The organism is Cyclobacterium jeungdonense (assembly GCF_010994275.1).
Classification (GTDB): domain Bacteria; phylum Bacteroidota; class Bacteroidia; order Cytophagales; family Cyclobacteriaceae; genus Cyclobacterium; species Cyclobacterium jeungdonense.
This window is the reverse complement of sequence record NZ_WMCD01000001.1, coordinates 777,045-803,874: the sequence shown is the minus strand read 5'-3', so window position 1 is coordinate 803,874 and position 26,830 is coordinate 777,045. Positions and strand designations below refer to the sequence as shown.

The window sequence follows — 26,830 nt, the reverse complement described above, 5'->3', positions numbered from 1 at the left end:
GAGGTTTTTCAATAATCTGTGAAAGGCTGGAAAAAGACCGTGGGTATACCACTTTTCCAGCCTTTCCTAACCACCTATTAGGCATTCCAGAAAAATGAGAATCATCAAATTTAAAACGTGCTAAAAGAAAATCGAATCAAAAATCATTTGTTTAGCAAGTTGAGTTTGATACTTCATAATTTATTTCTCCAATAAATCAACAGCTTTTCCAAAAGGTATGAAATATACATTTTTACTTACATAGAAAATATATTTTCATATATTTTTTTCCAGACAGGCGATTTATCTATATTTAGAATAATATACGCCTCCCAGCATGGATGAAATCAAAAAGAAAATCAGATTTATCAATTTTATCGTCAGCATTCTGGTTATTTTTGTCATTCTTATTTACTTTTGGAGAGACCAGTTTACTAGGTCGTTGCCGTATTTTCTTATTGTATTTTCTCTTCTATTAATTTCAGATAAGAGGATTTTTCATTACATACTTGGTATTCTTACGTTCTTAACTATTATTTTTGATTATTTTATATCAACTAATTCCGTAAATTCAGATATTTTTGACGTTTCAGAAGGTTTAGTAATACTTTTTACAATATGGATTGGGATTTATTTAAATTATCAGCATAAACATGCACTTAACAAGAAAATAGGGGAAATAAAATGGCATTCCGCTATTTTCGAAACTATCAATGAAGGGATACTTATCATCAACCAGGCAGGTGAAATCATTATGGCCAACCGTTATGCAGAGGAACTTTTTGGTTATTCTAAAAATGAATTAAAGGGAAAAAAGGTCGAAAGCCTAATTCCTGATCGAATTTCAGGGCAACACGCCGGTCCTAAGGATAGATATTACCAACTCCTAAATAGCCCACTCAGAAAGGAGAACAGAGAGTTTCATGCGATTCATAAGAACAGTTATGAATTTCCGATAGAGATAAGTCTGGGTTACTCAACCGTTGAAGCGGACGAAATGGTAATCGTTTTTGTGAAAAATATTTCGGAAGGAAAAAAGGCTGAAGCGCAACTTTTGAAGGTAAAAGCGCATTCTAATAAGCTCAATCAAGATTTGGAATTCCGATTGAATGAACGGAAAGGTAATCTTGAAGAAGAGTTAAAAACTCTAAAAGAAAACAATAAATCCCTGACAAAGATGGAAGAGGAACTGATCCGTGCATTGGAACGAGAACGTGAATTGGGTGAATTGAAATCCCGCTTTGTAACCATGGCTTCCCATGAATTCAGAACCCCATTGAGTACCATCCTGTCATCGGTGTTTCTTTTGGAAAATTTTAGTCAGGAGCAACTTGAGCAATCAAAAACCTCTCATTTACAGCGGATAAGGAGATCGGTGAATAATATGACCACTATTTTAAACGAATTCCTCTCGTTGAGTAAATTGGAGGAGGGGAGGATCAGCCCATCCTATTCAAATACCAATATTCGTCTATGCGTTCAGGAAATCATGGAGGAGTTAGAGTTAATTAAAAAAACCGACCAACAGATCCGTTACACCCACGAAGGATCGCTGGAAACTTTTTATTTAGATCCTCAGTTTTTGCGGAATATACTCATTAATCTTTTATCGAATGCTATCAAATTTTCCGACCCCTCTGAAGCGATTGAATTGATTTCCAAAGCCGATGCGGGACAATTAATCATTAAAGTTATAGATCACGGAATGGGTATTCCTGAACAGGAAAAAAAATATTTATTTAACCGCTTTTTTCGTGCTAAAAATGCAAATAACATTGAAGGAACAGGGCTAGGACTAAATATCGTGAAAAAGTATGTTGATTTGATGAAAGGTACGGTAGTGGTAGAAAGCCAGCTGAATCAGGGTTCCACCTTTATCGTGACTATTCCGTCCAATCCCGATTTTTCTGATTTTCAAAAACAAGAATGACGATTTTCTTCAATTGAAATAAACAGAAACTATAATGATGTTTAGTACCAACGTTCAGCATCTCCAGCTGTGATAACTATCATGTTTATTTGATATTCAAATCATTTTTCATGCCCCGAAAAATCAGGATATTTTCGTTTAAAAAGTCTCACCCGTCGATTATTTATGAAGGTTTCGAATTAAAATAACTTTTCCAGAAAACCAATACCGGGGTTGCCTGAACGTGGTGCACTACCGTTAAATGAGAATATGACTGATCCATATGGTGAAATTAGCAGATAATGCCTTGATGGTGCTTAAAGAACGCTATCTCCAGAAAGGAACTTCTGGTTCCGCTGATGAAACACCGGAAGAATTGTTTCGACGTGTGGCAAGGGGAATAGCAGCGGCAGAACGAAAATGGGGAGGGGAAAAGGAAGTTAATAATTGGACTGAATCTTTTTTCGAAGTGATGAAAAGGTTGGCTTTTCTTCCCAACTCGCCCACCCTTATGAATACGGGTACAGTGGCAGGGCAGTTAAGCGCCTGTTTCGTGCTTCCTGTGGTGGATAGTCTCGAGAGTATTTTTTCTACCTTAAAACAAGCTGCGCTAATTCATCAGAAAGGGGGAGGGACCGGCTTCAACTTCTCCCAACTCCGCCCAAAAGGTGACCCGGTATATACTTCGGGTGGCTATGCCTCAGGACCTGTATCGTTTATGAAAATTTTCGATGCTGCTTCAGCACATGTGAAACAGGGTGGTAAGCGAAGTGGGGCTAATATGGGCATCCTTAACGCAGACCACCCGGATATTGAAGAATTTATTTCCGCCAAAAAGGGACTAGGCAACTTGCAAAACTTCAATATTTCAGTTGGGATTACCGATGCATTCATGAAGGCAGTATACGGAAACGCCCCATGGGATCTAATTCATCCAAATAACAGAAAAGTTATAAAAACCCTGGAATCAGGAAATTTATGGAACCAAATAGTAGAAAATGCCCTGCTGTATGGAGACCCCGGTTTAATTTTTTTAGACACCATTCATTCGAAAAACCCTACTCCAGGCCTGGGTAAGATAAATGCGACTAACCCTTGTGGTGAAGTTCCTTTGATGCCCTATGAGTCCTGTAACCTTGGTTCTATCAATCTGTCGAAAATGACTATTGGCGGATCGGTTGATTGGTTCGGCCTGGAAAAGACAATTGATATAGCGATCCGTTTTTTGGATGATGTAATAGAAGTAAACCAATATCCTAATCCGAAAATCAGAAAGATAACCTATCGCAACAGAAAAATCGGGTTGGGCGTCATGGGCTGGGCCGAAATGCTGATTAAATTGGGGATCCCATATGATACTCAAGAAGCTGTTGAATTGGCTTCCCGACTGATGCATTTTATTCAGGAAAAAAGTAAAGCATCATCCAGATCCTTAGCAATGATAAGAGGTCCTTTCCCAAACTGGGAGAAAAGTATTTATTATCCAAATGAACCTCTGCGAAACGCTACCTGTACAAGCATCGCACCAACAGGGACCATTTCTGTCATTGCGGATACTTCTTCATCCATTGAGCCCTTGTTTGCCCTGGCTTATCAACGAATGCATGTTTTAAATGATGACACCCTCACCACGGTAAACCGCCAATTTCTGGACTACCTGTATGAACATCATCATGATGTAAACTCCATATTGGAAAGCGTTTTTGAAAAAGGAACCTGTGACGATATAACTTCCCTGCCAACGCCTATCCGATCCTTATTTAAGACGGCCTTGGAGATTAGCCCGGAATGGCACCTTAAACATCAGGTAGCGTTTCAACGATATACAGACAACGCGGTTTCAAAAACTATCAACCTGCCGGAATCAGCCAGTCATAATGTTGTTGATGAGCTTTATAAAATGGCGTGGGAACATAAAGCAAAGGGTATTACAGTTTTCCGGAATAGCCCTAAAGGTAAAAAGGTGCTAAACCTTGGCGTTAAAGGAGGTATCAAAGGTTGCAAAGTATGTACCCACCCTTAAACAAGGAATCTGAAGGTTCTCCATATAAAAATATTGTGAAAGCTTCCGGTTTCTACCTCATGTTTTTTTAAAAAAAACACGCTTTATGACCGGAAGTTTCTCATTTTTCTAAATAAATTGAATACCAAAAAAATTTCTGTGATTCGGCACCCTGTCCAATTTTTGAGATAAATCTGTCAGAACATTCATATAATTGATAAAGGCCGCGAAAGGAGAATTGTAAGGGCTGAAAGATGTATGTAAATTGCTACCTGAAGAACCTTTTGTAGACATATAGTATAAATGATCAATGCTCTGTAGATATAACCAATCCTTCCTTAATTTTGTATCCTGACAATTGACTACTTTATCTTCCAGATCATATAAAGTGTCCAATGCATCCTGCTGCATATCATTGCTTAGCCAGGCGGTCAAATTCCTATCTTCATTTTCCAAGGATAAAGGATAAGGGATGGCAAAATCACCCATATTCGGTAGAAGTGCCGCTTCAGAGGGGGTAATAAATTTTAAATTTTCCTGTTTGAGAACCTTTTCCGGAAACTCTCCCAGAAAGTCAAATATACCTGTTTTTGCATCCTGATGTTCCCCAAAGGTTCCATAGTCCATGAAGAGGTTCACTATTTCTTCTTCCTGGGGAATTGCCTTGAGCCAATGAACAAATTTTTCAGCTGTTAAAGGCCATTCCGTCCAACTCCGATCCGAAAAGCGGATGGAGATATCGTCACTTAAATGATAGTTTTTAAACAATAGCCGTAGGTTTGGATTAGCACAGTTGCTATACATATAATTGGGACATTTCCATCCCAGGACCCAATCCGATCCTTTTGTCAGCATTACTTTATACCCCATTTCATACACAGTTTCTCCAATGAAGTCGGCATAGATCAATTCGGTATTCCTAAAGGCAATGGGGCGTTCACCAAAAAGTGATTCAATTTTTTCGGCATGGGCATTTACTTGCCGGATGAACTCTTCTTTGCTTTTCATGGCTGACAGGGAATGGGCATATGTTTCACCTAAAAATTCTACATTACCTGTTTCAGCTAATTTCTTGAAACTTTCAATTACTTCCGGCATGTATTGCTCACATTGGTCAAGAAAAGTTCCTGAAATGGAAAAACTAACCCTGAATTCTTTACCATGTTTCTGGAAAAGTTTCAATAATAATTTATTGGATGGAAGATAACACTTCGTGGCTACTCTTTTTAATACTGCGGTATTAGCAGCATCATCAAAATAATCGACAGCTTCCCCAATATCGAAAAACGGAAATTTTCTTAAACGGAAGGGCTGGTGGACTTGGAAAGATAAGCAAATATTCTTCATAATACACCTTAATTTTCTATGTGACAAATTGTTGATAAGTATTATAGATTATTTAGCTTTAGACCTTCCAGCCAAAGTTTTGAACTTCTGTTATTCCATTAGCCAGGACTCTGGAGATTCCGCGGTAAGCACCTATCCCATACATGGCGTCATCGCGTCTGCAAAAGCATCACTTATTGAAAGTAACTGGGATACCTGATTTTCTTTTAGGAATCCGGTAAAATGAAACCGATTAGAAATTCGCAGCGTTGCTGTCATTTCAATCATTTTTTTTAACAAGCACCCCTCGACAGCCATAACAAAACGAAACCGCTTTTCCTTTTTTAATACCTTGAAGGCAGCTGCAATAAAATACTCCGGCCCATTCTGAAACGTAAGCCTCCCCAGTTATATAATAAGTATCTCACCGGAGTAGGTTTCCTTGTTACTCAACGGAACGGCCTGAAATGGCTCAACAACGGTATCTAACGGAATAACTTTTGACGAATGGATAGGATGCCTCTCCATAATGATCTGTTTTGTAAACTTCCTTACAACATAATTGAGGTACTGTTGTCATTACTGTGTAAACAGAATCAAAAATCATTCATATATTTTTCAATTAAAATGACAACCATCATCATAAAGATAAACTCACATCAAAAGCTTTATTTTTATCGGTCCGGTATCACCAAACCTGAGATTAATCATAGTTGTTGCTCATTAAAAATCATTGAAATTTAATAAAAAATATTCTATATTCACTATATGAGAAAGATCTCATCAATCAGAATAAATCTTGTTCGATTAGGAACAATTTTGGTTTCCAAAATTTCGGACGATTTGAAAAACAATTATGAGCAAGATTGATCGAATTATAAAAAGGATTGCTGCTATAGGTATTGGTGAAGCTTAACCTTTTCCAGTATATTAAATTATGCGGGATTTGAAGACGTCATGTCGCTCACTATCGGTATTATTCTCGTTATGCTCCTGTGTTTTGGATCGCTGTTCCTAGTATCAGCCTTTTGGAGTTCAATTGTTGAGCTAATGACACCGAGGATCTGGATTAATCTTGAAATCCAGGGTAAAGTTCATTCAGGAATGAAAAAATACCCGTTGCCGTTTAAAGCATATTATGTCTCCTGATAGGATTTCGAGCTATTGTTATGAAACTTTATCAAATAGAGCAATGATTTATACTATTTTGCTAATAGAAGATAATTTGGAAATGGCTGAAAATATTTCTGCTATTTTAAAACTAGCTGGTTATTCAGTCATCTATGCGCAAAATGGAAGAACAGGCGTGGAATTGGCCCAACAAAACCATCCGGATTTGATTCTTTGTGATATCATGATGCCTGAAATGGATGGCTTTACCGTATTGCATATTTTATCCAAAATGGAAGACACTTCGGGTATTCCATTTATTTTTCTTACAGCCAAAGCAGAGAAAAGCGACTTCCGGGCCGGTATGAACCTAGGTGCAGACGATTATATTTCCAAACCCTTTGATGGAGTGGATTTATTAAAGGTGATTGAACTTCGATTGAGAAAAAAAGCGTTTCGACCATCAGCGCCAATTCAAGATGAGCCTGTATTTAATCAACATGCAAAAGGGCTTTTGGAATTTAAAAAACTCTACGAAAACAAGGCCCGCCGCATTTTCAGGAAAAAAGACCTAATCTATATGGAGGGGCAAAACCCAAACCACCTTTTTTATATTCTAAAAGGACAGGTCAAGACTTACAAAGTAAATCATTTCGGAAAGGAGTTGATAATCGACATCCATGAAGAGGGCTCTTTTCTTGGTTATCTCCCTTTACTTGAGGATAAACCCTATAATGAAAATGCGGAAGCATTAGTGGATGTAGAAATATCCTTTATTCCCAAGCCTGATTTTTTATCAATGATGTTCACCAACAAAGAGGTGGCAAATATATTCATAAAAATGCTTTCCAACAATCTGGAAGAAATGGAGAACAGGCTCTTGGACATTGCCTACCAGTCCGTACGCCAACGTGTGGCGGGCACTTTATTGAAAATCGGAAAACAGCATACCGGAAACACTGAAAACCGGGCAATTTCTATCGCCAGAAGGGATATTTCCAGCATTGTGGGTACAACTACCGAGTCACTCAATCGCACCCTGGCTGATTTTAAAGATGAAAAGCTCATTGAAATCAATCCAGATGGTTTAAAAATCCTCAACCTTCCGCAATTAGAACGAATTGTCAATCTTTGATATGAAAAAGAACAATTTAAAAATCCCGATTAAAATAGCGGAATATCTCAAAGAAAATTTTGAACCTGGTTTTCTATTTGAACTGGTGAGAACCAGCAGATTGGATTCGCAACAGGTGTATGATATTGAAGTTATAATAGACAATACCATCACAAAACTTCGGATCAACGAAAACGGTACCGTGATCAAAGGTGAATCAGAGGACATTTTCCCTTCTGATCCTTCAGATACCGGGGAAGTGCCAGCCTAATTGGTGAATTAGGTGTATCTATCAGCGATCTTTGAATCTCAATTAAACCTACAATTTCACATGGCTTTCAGGAGAAGGAAAATCATTGCAATAGCCTGCATTTTGATTATTGGCAGCTGTGACACGTTTAACAAGGTATCCTACAATTATGATAGAAGTATAGATTTTCGAAGTTACAGAACCTTTGCCTGGACTCCTGAGGACGTAGATGATCCGGAGAAAGTAAAAACGGAAGATTATGACATGGACATCGTGCGTAATAATGCAAAAAATTACATTACTCACGCTTTTAGCCAAAGGGGTTTTACCGTTGATGTAGATTCACCAGATATGGTTTTACAGCTTGTTTTACTAAATGAAGAAAAAGAACGAATTGTAACGCGGTATGCCGATTTTTACCCGGGATATTATTTTTACAACCCCTATTATTTTCCTTACTATTACCCCCGGTACAGGTTCTACACCTGGTACGGCTGGGGCTATCCACCCCATTGGAGCATTCCCATTTCCCAACATACAGAAACCTACCTCGAAGGAACCATCACGCTCAATGTATTTGACCGAAAACTTAAAAAAAGGATATGGACAGCCAGTACTGAAGGGGATATTTATGATTCCAAATATTTATTGTATCCGGTCCATCCAGCCATAGACCTCTTATTAAATAAATTTCCAGTCAAACCGCTAAAAGGAAAAAGTAGTGATTTAAATATCAATAATAGAATCCCTCGCAGCAACGGAATTGAATACAATCAGCGGGAATAATTATTGGTATTGCCTATCAATTTCCCTTTGCCCGAACAAATGGAACATCTCCTATGGTCTTAGGTATTCTTATAAAATACCCTGACATATTCCAATAATTGATTATCAGACAGTCTATCACTGGTCTTAGTATGTATGAGGCTGGCTGCAAATTTCTGATTATCAGATAGTTTTTTTCTCAACCGTTCCTTAGCAGTGCCAGGACCTATCAGGAGTATATCATTATATCCTGTCAGCTTGTCTTCCAATAACTTGAAATATTCATTCAATTCATTTTCAGCTATATTGTGCTTTCTGTTTTCATTGCCAGACGTATAATGCGTACCAGGTCCGAATTTGGTATGATCACTCCCTTCACCTGCTTCCCTAAAATGACTAGAATAAGGTGAGTCAATTGTTTCCAGGAGTTGTGCCACACCGTTCTTATAACCGATTAGATAAGCTTTGGATTGGTCGAGCCATACTCCAATTTGGGTAATTGGATTCTTAATCATGGTAAATATTGGTTTTATTATACTAATTTAGTTAAACTTGCTTTTTCTTTTTCAAATACGCCATGAGGTTTCTCATGGTAGCCGTTTGACCATAATCCTTTTCCGGTATTTCAATGTTCAACTTTTCACTCAAGGCAACGATGAATTGTAACGCATCGAAGGAGTCAATATTTAAAGCCTCCCGGATGTTTTCATCTAAACCCAATTGTTCCGGAGCTGTTTCGGGCGCTATTTGCTTCAGGGAATCGTAAACTACAGCTTTTATTTTTTCTTCCATGTGTTTATAATTTGCTTTCAAATGATCAGAAATGACTGACATGCATAAGGCAGGTAGGTCCATCTCCAATAAAATTATTTTCCTCTATAAGACCTTTGTTAAACTCTTCCTAATTTTTCGGGAGTTTGCAGGTGTTTATTCAGTGCCGTTAAAAAACGGCTGCCAATCATACCATCTGTTGCCCGATGATCTCCCGACAGGGTAACAAATAACATAGGATGAATGCCAATCATACCATCTTGTGCAACAGGTTCCTCTATGATATTTCCAAAACCGATAATCGCAACCTGCGGCGGATAAATGATACCGAAAACCTTATCTGCCCCTCCCTCACCCAAGGAGGAAATCGTGACGGTGGAATCCGATAGCTCAGAACTGCGTAAATTAAAGGATCTGGCACGCGGAATGACATCGTTCAGCCATTCCATGATTTCATCTACTGATTTCAAGTCAGCATTTTTAAGGGAAGGAACCACTATCCCCCCAGCTCTCAGGGAGACGACAAAACCAATATTGATTTCATTTTTTATCACCAGTTCGTCTTCCCATACACCGTTAAGATCTGGAACCTCATCCAGTGATGCTGCCACGGATTTTATCAATAGCGCTGCAGCAAGAAGTCTTTTTTGAACCGGTCGATGGCTATTGATTTCTTTCAGCCATGACATTGCATTGCTCATATTGATTTTCTTTTCCAAAAAATAATGAGGAATTTCCCTATTGGATTTGCTCATTGCTGCAGCCACTGCGGTACGGATGGCTTTGGTAGAAGGAGTCCTGAGCTCTTTTTTGATTGTCGGGCTGGCTGCTTTAGCTTGTTCATCAGGTCGTACCACTTCTTTTGATGGTACAGCTGACCCAGCCATGGTTTTTTCTATATCTTTTTTCACAATAGCTCCTTCCGGGCCGGTACCTTCGATCACTGAAAAGTCTACCTTATTTTCCTGGGCAATTCGTTTTGCCAAAGGAGTGATTTTTACCCGTCTTTCTTCTTTTTCTATACTTGGTTTAACAGCAGCCTCTTCCCTTATTTCGGGTTCTTCAGGTGAAATTACGGATGAGGTATCCTTATCCTCAGTTTCTCCGTCCAAAGGCCTTAAAACGGCCATTAATGTACCTACAGGGACTTTTACCCCTTCCTCAAGGAGCAATCTTTCTATAATACCTTCTTCAAAAACTTCAATTTCTATCAACCCTTTTTGCGTGTCCACATCGGCAATAATATCACCACGATTTATGAGGTCACCTGGCTTTTTCCTCCATTCCACCAGGGTGCCGTCTTCCATGTCTGCACCCAGGCTGGGCATTTTAAACTCAATCATAATCCTATCATTTTTCTGATTGTATCCACAATATCCTGAGGTTGGGGAACGGAGGCTTCTTCCAAATGCCTGGGGTAGGGGATAGGAACTTCTTGGCCGCATAATCTCTGTAAAGGAGCGTCCAGTTCAAAAAATCCCTTTTCTATTATCCTGGAAAACACCTCTGCAGCCATACCTCCTGATCGCCAGGCATCTTCCACCACCAATGCCCTATGGGTTTTGGCAACAGAAGCCAGGAGGGTCTCTTCATCCAATGGTCTTAAGACCCTCAAATCGATTACTTCCACTTCAATACCTTGACTGGAGAGTTCCTCGGCAGCCTCCAAAGATTTGTATACCCCATTCCCGTAGGTGATCAGGGTGATGTCTTTTCCGTCTCTCCTTACCTTGGCTTTAGTGATATCCACAGCTCCAGCATCTGGAGCAACCTCTTTATCCATGTTTAGCATAAAGGTATATTCAAATAAAATCACCGGATCCGGACTTTTTAGAGCGGATAAGAGCATCCCTCTGGCATCTTCATGCGTACCCACTGATAAAACAATCAATCCAGGTACGGACGCGAAATAGGGTTCCCAGCTATGAGAATGCTGCGCGGCAAGCTGACGTCCGATACCACAACCCATTCTGATTACAAGGGGCACATTGAGCTGTCCTCCAGACATGTGCAATAAAGTAGCAGCATTATTTATGATCTGATCCATTGCAAGCAGACTGAAATTTACAGTCATCACTTCGACTATGGGCTTCATCCCTGCTAATGCAGCTCCAACACCTGCGCCTACGAATCCAGATTCTGAAAGGGGCACATCCATGATTCTATCGGCTCCAAATTCCTGCAAGAGCCCCTTGCTGACCGCAAAAGCTCCCCCATAATGTCCCACATCCTCACCCATCAAAAACACCCTTTCGTCATTGAGCAATGCTTCCCGTATCCCTTGTTTTAAAGCTTCCCGATAGGTCATTTTTTCCATTTTCATTTTCAATTTGTTTTATGCCTATTGCCCGCTGTACACAAACTTTGTAAGATCCTCCACAGGCTCCCAGGTGCCTTCCTCAGCCAGGGTTACCGCTTTGTTGATTTCTGCCTCAATGTGTTTATCCATTTCGTCGATTTGCTTTTTCGAAAGCCGCTTTTTATTGATCAAATCTTGCTGGTATCTGGGTATTGGATCCTTCTTTTTCCATTCCTCCACCTCTTTTTTATCCCTGTAAAGCTCTGCATCAAACATGGAATGGGGCCGGAACCGATACGTGTTGCATACCAGAAAATAAGGCTTGTTATTCGTTTTGATGTATTTCACAGCATCATTGGCTGCCTTACTTACTGCAATGAGATCCATGCCATCTACTGCTGAAGAGTCTATTCCATACCCCACACCTTTTTTTTCAATGTACTGCATGGCATGGGTATACTTGAGTGCAGTACCCATTGCATAGAGATTATTTTCACAAATAAACAAAGCCGGGACTTGCCATAATGCCGCGAGGTTCATGGCTTCATGAAATTCCCCTTCTGCTGCTGCGCCTTCCCCAAAAAAGCAACAGGTAATGTTCTTTTTTTGCTGCTTCTTGGAGGCCAGGGCCATGCCTACGGCCATAGGCAAGTGCCCGGCCACTATGGCGTTACCACCGTAGAAATTAAAAGTGGCATCAAATAAGTGCATGGAGCCTCCTCTTCCTTTGCTACAGCCCTCTTGTTTGCCATACATTTCTGCCATGATGGAACCAGGATCCATATTCCTCGCCAGGGCATGACCATGCTCTCTGTAAGTACTTAATACATAATCTTCAGCTGACAATGCCTGTGTCACCCCCACCGCAACCGCTTCTTCGCCGATATATAAATGTAAAAATCCCCTTATTTTCTCCTTTGTATACTGTTCCGCAGATTTTTCCTCAAATCTTCGGATTAGCTTCATTTGGTACAACAGGTGTCGCTCTTGTTCACCCGTCAGCACTTTTCTTTCTTTAATCCTCTTTTCCATGTGGATGTCAAATATTTGCAGAGGCCAGTCCTTGTCCCGATCCAGAGAAGGCCCCTAAAAATCCTTTCATTCTTAGATGACCATTTTCTTTCCAAAACAGGAAACTTTGGCCTATTTATCCTGATATAATCAATTGGTTTCCAGTGTAGACAAATCCCCCTCTGGCAGGCCTAATTCACGGGCTTTAAGCAGCCTCCTCAGGATTTTCCCACTTCGGGTCTTTGGAAGGTTTTCCACAAATTCGATTTCCTTAGGAGCCACTGCCGGGCCCATTTCCTTTCGCGCAAATCCGGTAATTTCCATTTTCATATCATTGCTATCTTCATACCCATCTTTCAATACTACAAAAGCCTTAACCAGCTCTCCTATGGAGGGTTCCGGTTTTCCTATTACAGCGGCTTCAGCTACCGCCGGATGTTTCATGAGGGTACTCTCCACCTCAAAGGGGCCTACCATATGACCGGAGGTTTTGATGATATCATCGGCCCGACCTACAAACCAGAAATAGCCATCTGCATCTATTTTTGCCAAATCCCCTGTCAGGTACCATTCCCCACGAAAACATTTCTGATAGCGCGCTTCTTCATGCAGATAGGTACGAAACATTGACGGTAAATCCTTCCTTAAAACCAAATGTCCCTGGACTTCCGGCGATGAAATGATTTTTATTTTATCCCCTTCTACATCAGCTATCCCAGCCGCCACACCCGGCAGCGGTTTTCCCATAGAGCCTGGTTTTACTTTGAGCGATCGGTAGTTGGCAATCATAATACCACCCGTTTCTGTCTGCCACCAATTGTCCAAAACAGGGGCACCAAAGGCTTTTTGCCCCCATACCACAGCTTCTGCATGCAGGGGCTCTCCTACACTCAACACTAGCCTCAGATTTTTTAGGTTATATGTTTCCTTTGGATTTAAATCCACGCGCATCAATCTTCTGATCGCAGTGGGTGCCGTGTACCAGACACTAATTTTTTGTGATTCCAGTAAACCATACCACCTCATTGCATCAAACTCCTCTTCATCCACTATACTGGTAACCCCGTTTACCAAAGGAGCAATGATCCCATAGGAGGTGCCTGTCACCCAACCGGGATCCGCGGTACACCAAAACACATCTCCTTCATGAAAATCCAGTACATATTTCCCTGTAACATAATGCGTGTATACGGCTTTATGAACATGTAAAGCTCCTTTTGGCATGCCGGTTGTCCCACTCGTAAAGTGCAACAAAGCAGGGTCTTCCGCTGCTGTTGGTGAAATCTGAAATTTCCCGGAAACCTGCTCCATCCATTTGGAATAAGACAGGATTTTTTCGGATATATCTTCATTGATATCTACCAACAAAACTAATTTCAAGGAGGGCAGGCGATCCAAAAGCTGCTTAATTTTATTCTCAAAAAAAGCCTTTGTGGTTACCAAAACTTTTGCCTCTCCTTTAGATAATCTTTGAAAAACAGGTTCAGGTCCAAAAACAGAAAATAAGGGACAGAATACCGCCTGGTACTTCAGTGCCCCTAATGCAGAAATATACAATTCCGGAACCCTGCCCAACAAGGTAAAGACCCCTTCTCCTTTTTGGATTCCAAGGCTTGAAAGCACATTGGCAAATTTGGATGTTTCGGTTTTCAGGGAAGAATAAGTATAATCATCCAGCATCTTATTTTTTCGTATCACGCGGATAGCTACCGTATCCTTTAGGTGACTATTGGCGTGTCGGTCGACGGCTTCATGAGCGATATTTAAACCTTTACCTCCTGGCAGGCCTTCTAAAAGCTTGCTTTCCTCTTCCCAATTAAAGGAAGAATATAGGGCATCATAATCATTCAGGTTTGGACTTAACATGGTTCCTTGGATATTTAAAACCCCTATTACTAAATCATGGAATACAGTACAGACATTATTGGGCTACCCATCCACCATCCACTGCCAGGGAATGGCCTGTCACGAATGAGGAAGCATCTGAACACAACCATAAAACCGCATCCGCCACTTCTTCAGGCTCTCCTAACCTTCCTATGGGTTCCATGGATTCAAACTGTTTTTCCACCTCTTTGCTTTTTCCGGTAAACCGATCAATCATGGGGGTTTTAATTACACCAGGGCAAACCACATTTACCCGAATGCCCATTTTGCCATATTCCAAGGCGGCGTTTTTTGTCAGCCCAATGACTGCATGTTTGGAAGCCACGTACGCTGGAATCCCAGGAAATCCGACTAATCCCGCAATAGAGGCATTGTTCACGATGGATCCCTTGCCTTGAGTCAACATGTGGGGAATCTGGTATTTCATGCACAACCATACCCCTGTAAGGTTAATGGACAACACGTGGCGCCAGTTTTCATTGGTACATTCATGGGTGATAGCAGTTATGCCTTCCACACCTGCATTATTAAAAGCATAATCCAATCTCCCGAAATTTTCGATGGTCTTGTCTACCATCATTTTGATGTCCTCTTCTTTGGACATGTCGCCCTTCAGGAAAATGGCTTTTCCACCAGCCCTCTGGATGGTTTCAAAGGTTTCCTTATCCTCTACCCAATCTACCACCGCAACGCTTGCGCCCCTCTCCGCAAAGGCAATAGCTGTGGCTTTCCCGATTCCAAACGAACCGCCTGTTATCAGTGCCACCTTGTCTTTAAAAGTTTGTTCCATGATTATAGAATAATTTGTTTGGTTACACTTTCCTTTATTGAATCCTTTAGTTCCGCAATACTGATATTTTCGATACCCTTTAATAAAGCATCAGGAGTAAAAGAGACACGGTCTTTTCCCAGGGCTTCAAAAAATCCTGCGAATTGCGGATAATCGCAGGGGGCCTGGCCGCAGCGCGCAATTTTAACGCTGGACTCTTTGGCCCATTCTATTTCCTTAGGCATTTTATAATGTTTCTCAATACTAAAGGACCATTTTGCATAAGTCTGGATATCCTGATCTGAAAGGCAAAAAACGGATCTTTCTGTAGGACTGCCGTTTACACCGGTGATGGGCCTTTCCGATTTCTCGTAAAGGTGATTTTCCTGAATAAAAGTTCTGAAAGCTTTAGTTGTTACAGCAAAACCGTCCGGGATTTTAATCCCCAGGGGAGAAAGTTTTATCAGCATTTCACCAAAAGAAGCATTTCTCCCCCCTACTAAGGGAAGGACTTTGTTTTTAATGGATGAAAAAGGGATACAATTAATTGACATGATAAATCCCGCAGTTAATAGAAAAAGTAAGGTAGATGGATATATACCAATTTTAAATGATGAAAATCATTTACTTGTATGATATTGGTTTGGTAATTTAATGAATATAGGAAATTAAGGATAATCTATCACATTCAGTTCTTTTATTGTAAATTGAGGGAAAGATTAAGTGGATCGTTGGCCTTTTGCCATGAACAGTAACAGACTTCCCGGAGGAGGAGTGCTCCTGTTAAACCCAGGTAAATGCATTGGGTTTAGGCAAGCATTTTATCTCCTTGATTGAATTTATCTTAAAAGGATTTAGTTTGAAAAAAAGGAAGGTGTGGTAACCTTTTTTTAAGCTAATTTAAATAAGGAAATAATCGTTTAAGATTTTATGAAAGCCTGGCTTTTAAATGGAATTTCAAACCTGGATGAAGTTTCCAACCCTCTGGAACTGGCGGAAGTACCCATGCCTGAACCGAAAGATTTTGAAATAAGGATTAAAGTTAGTTGCTGCGGGATTTGCCACACGGAATTGGATGAAATTGAAGGACGGACACCTCCTGGGAAATACCCCATTATTCCAGGTCATCAGGTAGTGGGTATAGTAGAAAAATGTGGGAATCAGACCCAAATCTTTAAAGATGGTGATAGGGTAGGAGTAGCTTGGATATTCGGGGCTTGTGGACAATGCGAATACTGTGTGGCAGGGCTGGAGAATTTATGCCCCGAATTTAGGGCCACAGGAAGGGATAGAAACGGGGGATACGCTCAATTCATGGTAGTCGACGAGCGATTTGCATATCGTATTCCGTCCACATTTTCCGATGTTGAAGCCGCTCCCTTATTATGTGCCGGTGCCATCGGTTACCGTTCATTGAGGTTAACTGGCATTTCGGATGGGCAGACCCTGGGGCTCACGGGTTTTGGTGCTTCCGGTCACCTGGTTATGAAAATGTCCCTCCATATGTATCCAAAATCACCGGTATATGTATTTGCCAGGAATAAGGGTGAGCAGCAGTTTGCCAGGGATCTTGGGGCTACCTGGGCAGGACAGATCACAGATAGCCCACCCCAGGATACCAATGCCATTATCGATACCACTCCCGTGTGGACCACTGTTGTGGGGTCCCTATTACACCTGAAGCCGGGCGGCAGGCTAATAATCAACGCCATCCGCAAAGAATCGAATGATTTGGATGCCCTTTTGAAAATCTCCTATCAGGATCATTTGTGGATGGAAAAAGAAATTAAGTCGGTAGCCAACATCACAAGATCAGATGTATTCGAGTTCCTGAATCTGGCAGCATCCATTCCAATTAAACCCGCGGTAGTAACTTACCCATTCAGTAAGGCCAACAAAGCCATAATGGATTTGAAACAGAAGCATGTAAAGGGAGCAAAGGTTTTAGTTGTCAACTAAACTCATAAAATCACCTTAATTTAAAAAATATTTCTTTTGTTCCAGCTTTGCTTCCTATGATTTGTAAGCGGATTTCAGGGCATCATAAGGTCAGATAATCTGTCCCGATACTACATCGGGAGATTCTCGCAGGTTAGGAAGTCATCCCTACATGTGACTTTCTTGTCATGATCGATTTCGTGTTCACAAAATTATGGGGTCTGTGAATAAAGGAAATATTACTTGACAATCACAATTTCCAAACTTATTGAAAATAATGAGGGCTCCTAAATCGGTTTTTTTAGGTAGGGGGATTGGTCAAACGCCTGACCAATGGTAGACCTCAGGTGCTGCGTGATATGGGACCTTGGGGTTTCCAATACACCTATGATCAGAGCGCTCCAGGGGACAGGCACATTATTACTTGCCCGATTATTTCTATTATCAGTCATTTGAATAAAGAGGGACCCGGAAGTGTAACCAGTCCTGTAGATGGGGTAATGATATCCTGGATAATACCATACCCATCCTGAATACCATCCCGGGTACCACCAGTACCAGTAATTCCAATCATAATAATAATAAATACGGGTACTCGTGGCTACCGAAGGAAGGAGTATCACATCCGGTCCCCCATTCTTTCCTACCTCTGTCCACCCCAAACGAAGCATGTTTTCCCTTATGCTGTTTAAAATGATTTCACTATGGGCTCTTGAGATAAAATCTGGTTCATTTCGTTCAGTCTGGTTGAATTCCTGCTTTTCCACCATAATCACCTCATCTGGCAACGCGAACGTATTGACCGCATTAAAGTCAAATCCTGGATCATATTTGGTGTATACAATATCGGGTTCTTCGACATCATCGGAACCATCTGGATAGCAACAGAAGAGGATGATTAGAAACAACACGAAATATTTAGAATGCCTTTCCATAGATTCATAATTATTCCGGTCAGAAATCTTTTTGTCAATGCTGACTCCATAAATTCGACAAACTGACCGGCAAAAAAAATGATAGAAATCACATGGTACGGATACATTAATCAGGTGTAGTCCTCGCAGAAAAAAATCCGTCTTTAATAACGAAGATTTTCCTAAAAGATGATTTAAATTGTTGTAATGCTCCAATGCTATACGGTATCTTTATTTCCAACCTAGCAAAAAGCCAATATGCGTCTCTTTGCCCTCCATACCAGCAATTCATTCGGAGAAAAAGTAGCCATGGCGCTGAATGTATCCCTAAATGACCACGAAGAACGCGACTTTGAGGACGGAGAACATAAAATCCGTCCTCTTGTGAGTGTGCGAGACCAGGATGTATACGTAATTCATTCCCTTCATGCGGATGGACATGAAAGTGTCAATGATAAATTGATCAAACTACTTTTTTTTATTTCAACCCTCAAAGATGCAGGGGCAGCAAGAATTACCGCAATAGTACCCTATTTGTGCTACGCCCGGAAAGACCGAAGAACAAAAGCACGGGATCCATTAAGCCTGAAATATGTGGCTTCTCTTTTCGAAAGTTCGGGGCTAGATAGGTTGGTGACCATTGATGTACATAATCTTCAGGCTTTTCAAAATGCCTTCCGATGTCATACTGAACACCTCGAGGCCCAGAATCTATTTATGGGTTATTTCAAAAGCATGCTAGACCAAGATGAAGAATTGGTGGTCATGTCCCCAGATATTGGAGGTGTGAAACGGGCGGAACAGTTTAGAGACAAAATGGCCGAAATTATTTCAAAGCCTGTGGGCTTTGCCTTTATGGAAAAAATGCGTAGCAAAGATGTTGTCAGTGGGGAATTGGTGGTGGGTAATGTAAAGGACAAGGCTGTCATACTATTGGATGACCTCATCAGCAGCGGAACTACCATGGCAAGGGCAGCGGTGGCCTGTGTGAGGCTGGGGGCTACGAGTGTATATGCTGTGGCCACACATGGCGCTTTCATTTCCGGGGCCAACGCAGCCCTGAAAGAAAAAGCCATTAAAAAAGTGATCGTGACAAACACGATCCCACCTGGCCGGTTAAATGAAGAACTGGCAAAAAAGAAGTTAGAAGTACTTGACATAACATCTTTTTTTGCTGAAACCATCCGTCGTTTGCATACAGGAGGCTCTTTGGTGTCGCTGATGAAAATGGAATAGTTTATCTATTACTATGGAACTGAAAACCGAAAAGGAAACCCTGTTGAAAAAAGTCACTTATCTCCAACAGGCTACCTCTTATCCTGACACTTCCAAGGTAGAATCACTGGAAACCCATATGTCCTGGGTATTTCTTACCGACAGGTTTGTCTATAAATTGAAAAAACCCGTGATTTATGATTTCCTCAATTTTAGCAGCCTGGAAGCGCGTTACCGATACTGCATGGAGGAAGTTTCAGTTAATCAACCCCTGGGAGATGACACCTATATTGGTGTCCTTCCAATCACCCTTCAAAAAGACAATTATAAGATATCCGGTGACGGCGAAATTGTCGAATGGTTGATCAAAATGAAACGGCTTCCGGAACAATACTTGTTGCACACCGCTATCAAAAAAGGAATAGCACGTAAAGAATGGATACAAGAAGTAGCCAAAAAATTAGTGGATTTTTATATGGGTACTCCAGCGGTCAGTCGCAGCCCTAGCACTTATATCCGGAATATTGTAAAGGGGGTAGATGCCGACAGTGAAGAATTGATTCGGGAAGAATATGCCTTATCCAGACCGTTGATCGTTGAGATAGAAACAAATCTTCTGCATTTTGTGATAAAATATTCAGAACAATTTGAATCTCGTATTCATGACGGTAAAATCAGAGATTGCCACGGCGATCTGAGGCCAGAACATATCTGTCTTGCCCCAAAGCCTCTGATCATTGATCGCATCGAATTCAGCAGAGAACTGAGGTTAATTGATATGGTAGAAGAAATATCCTTTCTGGCATTGGAATGCGAAATGCTCAGGGCGGGGGCGGTAGGAAATTTATTTTTTGAAATTTACAAAGAACGGAGTGGCGATAATATTTCTGACAATTTGATTTTTTTCTATAAAGCCAGGAGGGCTTTTCTCCGAGCAAGACTCAGTATCCATCATTTACAGGAACTGAACTATTGGAAGGATAAGAACAAATGGGTAAATAGGACCAACAGCTATCTCCGTGTTGCCAAAAACTATTCAGGAAAACTTCCAATGTGATATTGGAACAAATGGGTTAAATTCAGGGAAATCAAAAAGTTTAATTTTTAACATGATATTCCCGTTCCCATTTATTCATAAAAGCCAACGCCTCTTCATCCGTCAGGTTATGAAAATCATAATATCCCTGTGATACTGCATGGAAATCCGGTGGGGTCTCCAAAATAACTACATCATCAACCTTTCTTTTCAAAGTCTCATCCATTCCAGACCCCGCGATAGGTGCCGCCACTACGATTTTTTCAGCCATCATTTTTTTGCAGAGCATGATGGTCGCAAATAAGGTCGCACCGGTAGCGATGCCGTCATCCACAATGATTACTGTCCTGTCTTTAAGTTCCGGAAGGGGTTTTCCGTTTCTCAATTGCTTGATTCTGCGTTGGATCTCCTTTTTTTGCTCTTTTAATACCTCGTTCATGGATTCCGCAGACAATACCTGACTGGCAGTTTCTGAAATATAAAGGCTCCCATCTTCTGCAACTGCCCCAAAAGCAGCCTCTGGATTCCTGGGATAGCCCAATTTACGGGTGATCACCAGTGACATCTCTGTATCCAAATGCCTGGCTACATAATAGGCCGTTTCAGCACCACCCCTAGGTATTCCCAGGACCAAAGCCTTTTTGTTCCGGTACTTTTCCAAAGCCCTGGCCAACTTTTCTGCGGCATCTTTTCTGTCATTAAACATGATGTTGAAAATTTGTTCTAACTTTCTAGTTACTTGCCAGCTTGTTTTTTGATCAGGCAGCAGTCCTGCTTCGCTTTCAAGCTAAATCCTGATATAGCCATGCGAAGACTTATTTTCTTTATTCCCAAGATGTTGCATAAACCATTCTGCAGAGTAGTGTGCTACTTCTTCCAACGTTCCAGGCTCTTCAAACAGATGACTTGCCCCCTTTATGATCCTCAAAAATTTAGGCCCAGGTAGCTTTTCATACGCTTGTTTATTCAATACAATCACCTGTTGATCAAACTCTCCAATCATAAAAAGAGTAGGGGCTTTTACATTTTTTAAAAAATTCGAAGCCAAATCTGGTCTACCCCCACGGGATACAATTGCTCTTATACTATTCTGGAGAACAGAAGCGGCAATGAGTGCAGAGGCAGCACCTGTGCTGGCTCCAAAGTAAGCCAAAGGCAAATTTTTTGTCAGTGCTGATTTCATAAGTGAGGTTGTCACCTTCACTAACCGGTTGGCCAATATTCCCACATCAAAACGATGCAAAGGATTCTCATCTTCTTCCCTGGTCAACAGATCAAACAAATAGGTTGCCAGCCCTCTTTTATTCAAATACTGCGCTACAAAATTATTCCTGGGACTAAATCTGCTGCTTCCACTTCCATGGGAAAATATAACGAGACCGAAGGAATTTTCCGGAAGGCTCAGTTCACCTGTTAAGGTAAGGTGATCGAGTTTAATTTTTAATTCCTGTTTCATATCTTTTATTAATAAGATAGACAGTAGTTCACTCCGTTTTGACAGGACATAACATTCATTATATAAAAATATCCAACACTAAAAAACTGATAAAGACCAGTTTAGATAACAGAAAGAAATATTTGATTCACTGGGTCAAGTTATCGAAAGCCAACCAAACACCCAATGATGATAAAGAGATAATTTTGATGATTCCGATCATTGGGCCGCTTACCATCTTCGCACATTTTTAAAAGTGTAAACATTATATTTCCGGCTTTCTTCACGAAGGAAGTGCCTTTTCACCGTCTGTTTGACTCCCTTCGACTGTCAAACCGAAGTCCAAACAAATGTAAGTGCGATCTCAACCATGTAGCTTCTGAATACCGGTCTACCCTATAGCCTGCTGTCTGCCTTTCCGGTACTGAGTGCATACAGTTCGCCCATTAAAAAATGAAACAGCAGATCAGCTATTAGTCTATGGGGATAGGGAAGCAGCTGATGTGAAATTAGTGCGGTGAATATCGATCAGATTCCTTTTAAAAAAACTTTCTGAGTATGGGTTTTTCAATGGGAAAATCAGGGAATTTAACCGAGCGGAAGGTGTCCTCTCGTATGAACCCGCGTCCTCTCTTTTCACCGATTATGCCTTCAAATCCCGGGTTGAATTGGTATTAAAGGTTTATTTCAGACAAATCCGATTTTTAGCTAATGCTGAATTCAAAGTAAACGGATAGGCAAGCTAAGCCTGTTTGGGGTTTTTCAATCCGGCAATGAAAAGGCCATGACCGATCCGGCAGTATTTTCCGAATTTCCTCCGACAGAAAGTACGATGTACTGCCTGCCATCCACCTGATAGCTACTTGGATTGGCATTGGCAAAACCCGGTAGGTCAATTTCCCAAAGTTTTTCACCTGTATCCTTGTCAAAAGCCCTAAATTTGTTATCCCTCGTCCCTGCTATAAACACCAGTCCGCCAGCCGTAACAGTAGGTCCGGCAGAACCCGCTTCACCTGTCTCTTGCTCACCAAACTGAAGTTCAGGATTATTGCCCAAGCGGACGCTCCATGCATATTCCCCGGTATTCAAATCGATGGCATGAAGCATGCCCCAGGGCGGTTTGATACCCGGTCGGCCCTTTGAATCCCTGAAATATCCATAGGCGGTAAGGTTCAGGTATCTCGGTAGACTGTCAACGGTCTGGGGATCGGGAGCGGCCCCCTGGTTGCTGTTGATTTCTTTCAACAGGGATGTTTCCCGCCCGGGACGTTCTTTGGTTTCGTTCTCGAAAAGGTAGGCCAAAATGGCTTCTTCCTTTGCTTTGCCAGAAATGACACTGGAGAAGTTGGGCATTTTACCTCCTCCCTGCTTAATTTTGGTAAGCACATCTTCCCGGCTCATACGTCCCTTTAATCCTACCAGGGATGGATTTCCCTGTTCGTCTCCATTGCGGTCTCTGCCATGGCAACTTACACAATAACTGATATATATGGATTCTCCCTGTTTGTATACGGATAGGTCGGTGACGGTGCTTTCCGGCTCTACCTTTTTCAGGCGCATGATTTCGGGTGAATCATTTGACCTGACATACAGGAGGCCGGTATGGGCATCAAAGGCCGCTCCGCCCCAGCTTGAGCCTCCCCGGGAACCCGGAAACTGAAGGGTTCCACCTACGGAGGGTGGAGTGAAAAGACCTTCATAACGAAGAGACCGGAATACCTGTAGCAGAGAATCCCTGGAGGAAGGTGAATAATCAGCAATGTCTGTCTCATCCAGGTATTGCCGGGCATAGGGAGCCGGTTTTAGCGGGAAAGGCTGGGTGGGCCAGGCTTTTTCTCCGGGAACATCAGAGGATGGTACCGGCCTTTCTTCTATTGGGAATAAGGATTCCCCGGTTTCTCTGTCCAATACATAGAGAAATCCCACTTTGGAAGTTTGGGCAACCGCATCGATTTTACGGCCATTTTGTTCCACCGTAACCAGATTTGGAGGTGCCGGTAAATCGTAGTCCCACAGATCATGATGTACGGTCTGGAAATGCCAGATGTAGGCACCGGTTTTGGCATTCACTGCTACCACCGAGTTGCCAAACAGGTTCATTCCCTTGCGATCTGCACCATAATAGTCGTAGGTAGGGGATCCAGTCGCAAAAACGACCATCTCCCGGGAGGCATCAAGGCTCAATCCTCCCCAATTGTTGGCCCCTCCGGCATACTTCCAGGCATCCGCAGGCCATGTTTCATGCCCTACTTCACCGGGCTTAGGGATCGTGTGAAAAGTCCATACTAACTCCCCCGTACGCACGTTATAGGCCCTTACATGGCCCGGTTCCGCACCGTAAAGCTCGGAAACCTCAGTGCCCAGGATCAACAAGTCTTCAAAAATTATTCCCGGGGAAGTGGGAATCACCGAGATTTTATCCGGTTCGCCACGCATACCCTGGTTCAGGTCTACCTTACCTTCATTGCCAAAGGTAGGGACGGGAACTCCGGTGGCGGCATCAATGGCAAATAGTTTATCGCCCCCTGTAAATAGAATTCGTTTGTCCGGTCCATTCTCCCAATACGTTACCCCCCGCTTGATTCCACCGCCGCGTTCTCCGTCAAAGGGATCAAAACTCCATTTTAACTTTCCTGTGCCTGCATGGACTGCGAATAGCCGCCCTCTGGCAGATGTGGTGTAAAGGACATCCTCAATGATAATCGGGTTGCTCTCGCTGTTTCGCGGCCTACCCCCTTCAAGGCTGTCATTGGGTTCGAAAACCCATGCCAGGGCAAGGTTAGAGACGTTTTCTTTGTTGATCTGATCGAGAGGAGAGTAGCTGCTACTTTCCGAGTCTGCCTTATAGATGCCCCAATTGGAATAGGTATCCTGTTTTTGATTACAGCCACTGTTGCATACCATGAGGACCATACAGAGAATTAAGCCGCAGATGGCTGGACATTTTTGCTTACTGACTTTTGGTACAATCGCAGTTTTCATTTTTTAAACGGGAAATAGAGACAGTCTGAAAATTAACAAAATTTTGCCTGACTCATGCGTTCTTCACTACTTTACCACCTTTACCCTGATACTGCTGACTTCACTCGGGCTGATGGAACCGGCTTTGTTTCCCCATCGGTTTCGGATGTAGGAGCTTATGGACGCTACCGCATGATCATCCAGGATATTGGCATGTGGCGGCATGTACCCGTTGTAGGTTTTACCCCGAACTGTGATTTCGCCCTGAATGCCGTTTAGAATAGCCGCTACCAGCGGCTCTGCCTCCCCAAGCACCCGCTCCGATCCTGCCAGTGGCGGAAACCGGTTATTGTCTCCCTCTCCGTTGCGCTGATGGCAGGTTGCGCAGTAGGTATTGTAAAGTATACCTCCTTCCAGCAGCGAACCCTTATCCAGATTATCTACACCCGCTACCGGTGTTTTGATATAGGTTTTGTGGGCGGTTAGCCGCTTCATTTCCTCCAGTTGCTTTTCGCCAAATTCCTTTTTGTCTCCTTTGTACATGACCCGCCAGATTTTCCCCTTGTTCGATTCGGACAGGTACAATGAGCCATCCGGGCCTTCTGCCAGGCCCATGGGTCGGTAGAGGGCATCACCGGTATTTTCTACCGTATCTACCCCGGCAAATCCATCCGCAAAAACTTCCCAGTCACCGGCTTTCCCATCGACCAGGGGAACAAAGCAGACGATGTATCCGGCCTGCGGGTAGGGAGATCGATCCGTGGATCCGTGAAAGGCGACGAACACCCCCTGTCTATATCGTTCCGGAAATTGGCTTCCCTGGTAAAAAAGCAATTCCATAGGGGCCCAATGGCCGGGGAAACCCATCACCGGGTTGTCAAATTCCGCTGCCCTGCCAACGATCGTACCATCCCCACCGTAGCCCGGTGACAAAACGTTTTTTCCCTGCAGCTGGTCATAATAGGCATAGGGCCAGCCAAAATCTGTACCTTCCGTTACCTTCACCAAGGTTTCGGAGGGTAGGACCGCTGCCTGCCAGGAGGAGTATAAGGCTGGATAAAGTGTATGAAAATTGTCTATCCCGTTGACCACTGCATAGAGATGGTCGTCCAACGGGCTCCAGGTCATGCCGACGATGCTCCGAAGTCCCGTGGCAAATTTGGTTCCGTCGGACTGAACCTGACCCTCTTTGTTGGCGTCAAACTTCCAGATGCCGGCATTCATTTCCCGTTCCGGACTGGGATCCAGCCCCTTTCCGCCGGGAATGCCGGTAGGACCATACATTTCAATATCCTGACCCGCATCAGAGGGCGATCCAAATGGGATGTACATATTCCCATTCCCGTCAAATGCAGCAGGTTTAGTAGTGTGCCAGTTTCTGGCTACATTGGGGTGGGTATCGGTGAGGATGACCTCTGTTCTGCTGCTGGGCACCAATTCTCCGGGACTTAGTTTATTTCTCAATACCTGCCTTACCGTACTGGTATAGAGGTATCCATCGTGGATGGTAACACCCACCGCTGACCCGCCTACATCTTCATAGTCTCCAAAGCGGACAAGAGAGTCTGCTTTTCCATCCCCATTAAGGTCCCGAAGTCCAATGGTGCCGCCCTGCATATCTCTGGAAAAGCGGAGCTTGGCATAAATGTCTCCGTTGTCGTTGACCGCAATATGGCGGGTCGGTCCGGCACTGTCAATGACCACCAGGGCCTCAAATCCACCCGGAAGGATCAATCCACCATTATCCGGATCACTGGCCGGCAATTCGCTTTGCTTATTTTCGCAAGAAATGCTGAAAAGCATTGCCATAATGAGGCTGTAAATCCAAAACCTTTGGGAAGGCATAAAATTTGAATGAACTAATTTGGTCAATCTATATGGGTGGGGCATGATCCTTTGTGTATTTAAAGAAGTACCATCATTTTAACGGGAAATTTAACCTTCTTCGGTCTATTTATCGGCATCGGTCTTAATGTTTTTATATTGGATGATGCAATCTCTTTGATGGATGGTGATTTTTGCTTCTTTACAATACTTTTCAAAATTTCCTTCAAATCCGGGTAATTAAACCTTAAACTTTCCAATAATAGCATTCTTTAAAAATCATTATCGCCAGAAGTGCGGAGGTCTGCCAGAGAA

23 protein-coding genes are annotated in these 26,830 nt (G+C 42.4%); 8 read left to right on the top strand and 15 right to left on the bottom strand.

Annotated features, from left to right (window positions below):
- Positions 1-316: 316 nt before the first annotated feature.
- Complete coding sequence (locus tag GKS34_RS03115) at positions 317-1,909, top strand: sensor histidine kinase (protein ID WP_163383338.1); 1,593 nt, start codon at positions 317-319, stop codon at positions 1,907-1,909.
- Positions 1,910-2,171: 262 nt separating this feature from the next.
- Positions 2,172-3,911, top strand: a complete 1,740-nt coding sequence (locus tag GKS34_RS03110) for an adenosylcobalamin-dependent ribonucleoside-diphosphate reductase (protein ID WP_163383337.1) — start codon at positions 2,172-2,174, stop codon at positions 3,909-3,911.
- Between the two features lie 108 nt (positions 3,912-4,019).
- On the opposite strand, the gene GKS34_RS03105 is transcribed toward GKS34_RS03110, so the two are convergent.
- Positions 4,020-5,237, bottom strand: a complete 1,218-nt coding sequence (locus GKS34_RS03105; RefSeq protein ID WP_163383336.1) for a glycoside hydrolase family 57 protein — start codon at positions 5,235-5,237, stop codon at positions 4,020-4,022.
- Between the two features lie 132 nt (positions 5,238-5,369).
- A complete protein-coding gene (locus tag GKS34_RS23710; protein ID WP_163383723.1) occupies positions 5,370-5,624 on the bottom strand; it encodes a glycosyltransferase in 255 nt (84 codons plus the stop codon).
- Between the two features lie 784 nt (positions 5,625-6,408).
- Between GKS34_RS23710 and GKS34_RS03095 the strand changes: the two genes are divergently transcribed.
- The 3 genes from GKS34_RS03095 to GKS34_RS03085 are packed head-to-tail and all read left to right on the top strand — an operon-like array spanning position 6,409 to position 8,476.
- Entirely contained in the window at positions 6,409-7,461 is a 1,053-nt protein-coding gene (locus GKS34_RS03095) for a response regulator (RefSeq protein WP_163383335.1), read from the top strand.
- A gap of 1 nt (position 7,462) precedes the next feature.
- The gene (locus tag GKS34_RS03090) at positions 7,463-7,711 is read left to right on the top strand and encodes a hypothetical protein (protein ID WP_163383334.1); all 249 of its coding nucleotides are present in this window, start codon (positions 7,463-7,465) and stop codon (positions 7,709-7,711) included.
- A gap of 60 nt (positions 7,712-7,771) precedes the next feature.
- Positions 7,772-8,476 (top strand): DUF4136 domain-containing protein, encoded by a 705-nt coding sequence (locus GKS34_RS03085; RefSeq protein WP_163383333.1) that lies wholly within the window; start codon positions 7,772-7,774, stop codon positions 8,474-8,476.
- Positions 8,477-8,535: 59 nt separating this feature from the next.
- On the opposite strand, the gene GKS34_RS03080 is transcribed toward GKS34_RS03085, so the two are convergent.
- From GKS34_RS03080 to GKS34_RS03045, 8 genes are all read right to left on the bottom strand, one after another.
- Positions 8,536-8,970: a hypothetical protein gene (locus GKS34_RS03080; RefSeq protein ID WP_163383332.1), complete on the bottom strand. Its 435-nt coding sequence runs from the start codon at positions 8,968-8,970 to the stop codon at positions 8,536-8,538.
- Positions 8,971-9,001: 31 nt separating this feature from the next.
- Positions 9,002-9,247, bottom strand: coding sequence for an acyl carrier protein (locus GKS34_RS03075; RefSeq protein WP_163383331.1), 246 nt, complete (start codon positions 9,245-9,247; stop codon positions 9,002-9,004).
- Positions 9,248-9,345: 98 nt separating this feature from the next.
- Positions 9,346-10,569 carry a dihydrolipoamide acetyltransferase family protein gene (locus GKS34_RS03070; RefSeq protein ID WP_163383330.1) on the bottom strand — a complete coding sequence of 408 codons (1,224 nt, stop codon included), beginning with the start codon at positions 10,567-10,569 and terminating at the stop codon, positions 9,346-9,348.
- Positions 10,566-11,549, bottom strand: a complete 984-nt coding sequence (locus tag GKS34_RS03065; protein ID WP_163383329.1) for an alpha-ketoacid dehydrogenase subunit beta — start codon at positions 11,547-11,549, stop codon at positions 10,566-10,568. Before GKS34_RS03065 ends, GKS34_RS03070 begins: the two co-directional genes overlap by 4 nt.
- 18 nt (positions 11,550-11,567) lie before the next feature.
- A complete protein-coding gene (gene pdhA, locus GKS34_RS03060; protein ID WP_163383328.1) occupies positions 11,568-12,557 on the bottom strand; it encodes a pyruvate dehydrogenase (acetyl-transferring) E1 component subunit alpha in 990 nt (329 codons plus the stop codon).
- 129 nt (positions 12,558-12,686) lie between these two features.
- Positions 12,687-14,402, bottom strand: coding sequence for an acetate--CoA ligase (gene acsA / locus GKS34_RS03055; protein WP_163383327.1), 1,716 nt, complete (start codon positions 14,400-14,402; stop codon positions 12,687-12,689).
- 55 nt (positions 14,403-14,457) lie between these two features.
- Positions 14,458-15,213, bottom strand: a complete 756-nt coding sequence (locus GKS34_RS03050; protein ID WP_163383326.1) for an SDR family oxidoreductase — start codon at positions 15,211-15,213, stop codon at positions 14,458-14,460.
- A 2-nt stretch (positions 15,214-15,215) separates the two neighbouring features.
- Positions 15,216-15,746: a PEP/pyruvate-binding domain-containing protein gene (locus tag GKS34_RS03045; RefSeq protein ID WP_163383325.1), complete on the bottom strand. Its 531-nt coding sequence runs from the start codon at positions 15,744-15,746 to the stop codon at positions 15,216-15,218.
- Between the two features lie 376 nt (positions 15,747-16,122).
- On the opposite strand from GKS34_RS03045, the gene GKS34_RS03040 reads away from it, so the two are divergent.
- A complete protein-coding gene (locus tag GKS34_RS03040) occupies positions 16,123-17,151 on the top strand; it encodes a zinc-dependent alcohol dehydrogenase family protein (RefSeq protein WP_163383324.1) in 1,029 nt (342 codons plus the stop codon).
- 266 nt (positions 17,152-17,417) lie between these two features.
- Here GKS34_RS03040 and GKS34_RS03035 read toward each other — a convergent pair whose 3' ends face one another.
- A complete protein-coding gene (locus tag GKS34_RS03035; RefSeq protein ID WP_163383323.1) occupies positions 17,418-18,065 on the bottom strand; it encodes a DUF4136 domain-containing protein in 648 nt (215 codons plus the stop codon).
- Between the two features lie 237 nt (positions 18,066-18,302).
- Between GKS34_RS03035 and GKS34_RS03030 the strand changes: the two genes are divergently transcribed.
- Positions 18,303-19,280, top strand: coding sequence for a ribose-phosphate diphosphokinase (locus GKS34_RS03030; RefSeq protein ID WP_163383322.1), 978 nt, complete (start codon positions 18,303-18,305; stop codon positions 19,278-19,280).
- A gap of 13 nt (positions 19,281-19,293) precedes the next feature.
- Positions 19,294-20,316: a hypothetical protein gene (locus GKS34_RS03025; protein ID WP_163383321.1), complete on the top strand. Its 1,023-nt coding sequence runs from the start codon at positions 19,294-19,296 to the stop codon at positions 20,314-20,316.
- Positions 20,317-20,356: 40 nt separating this feature from the next.
- Here the strand turns inward: GKS34_RS03025 and GKS34_RS03020 are convergent, their stop codons facing one another.
- From GKS34_RS03020 to GKS34_RS03005, 4 genes are all read right to left on the bottom strand, one after another.
- Positions 20,357-21,001, bottom strand: coding sequence for a phosphoribosyltransferase (locus tag GKS34_RS03020; protein WP_163383320.1), 645 nt, complete (start codon positions 20,999-21,001; stop codon positions 20,357-20,359).
- 81 nt (positions 21,002-21,082) lie between these two features.
- A complete protein-coding gene (locus GKS34_RS03015; protein ID WP_163383319.1) occupies positions 21,083-21,751 on the bottom strand; it encodes an alpha/beta hydrolase family protein in 669 nt (222 codons plus the stop codon).
- Positions 21,752-22,492: 741 nt separating this feature from the next.
- Positions 22,493-24,712, bottom strand: a complete 2,220-nt coding sequence (locus GKS34_RS03010) for an outer membrane protein assembly factor BamB family protein (RefSeq protein ID WP_205602011.1) — start codon at positions 24,710-24,712, stop codon at positions 22,493-22,495.
- A 66-nt stretch (positions 24,713-24,778) separates the two neighbouring features.
- Positions 24,779-26,500 carry a PQQ-dependent sugar dehydrogenase gene (locus GKS34_RS03005; protein WP_240459171.1) on the bottom strand — a complete coding sequence of 574 codons (1,722 nt, stop codon included), beginning with the start codon at positions 26,498-26,500 and terminating at the stop codon, positions 24,779-24,781.
- Between the last annotated feature and the right edge of the window lie 330 nt (positions 26,501-26,830).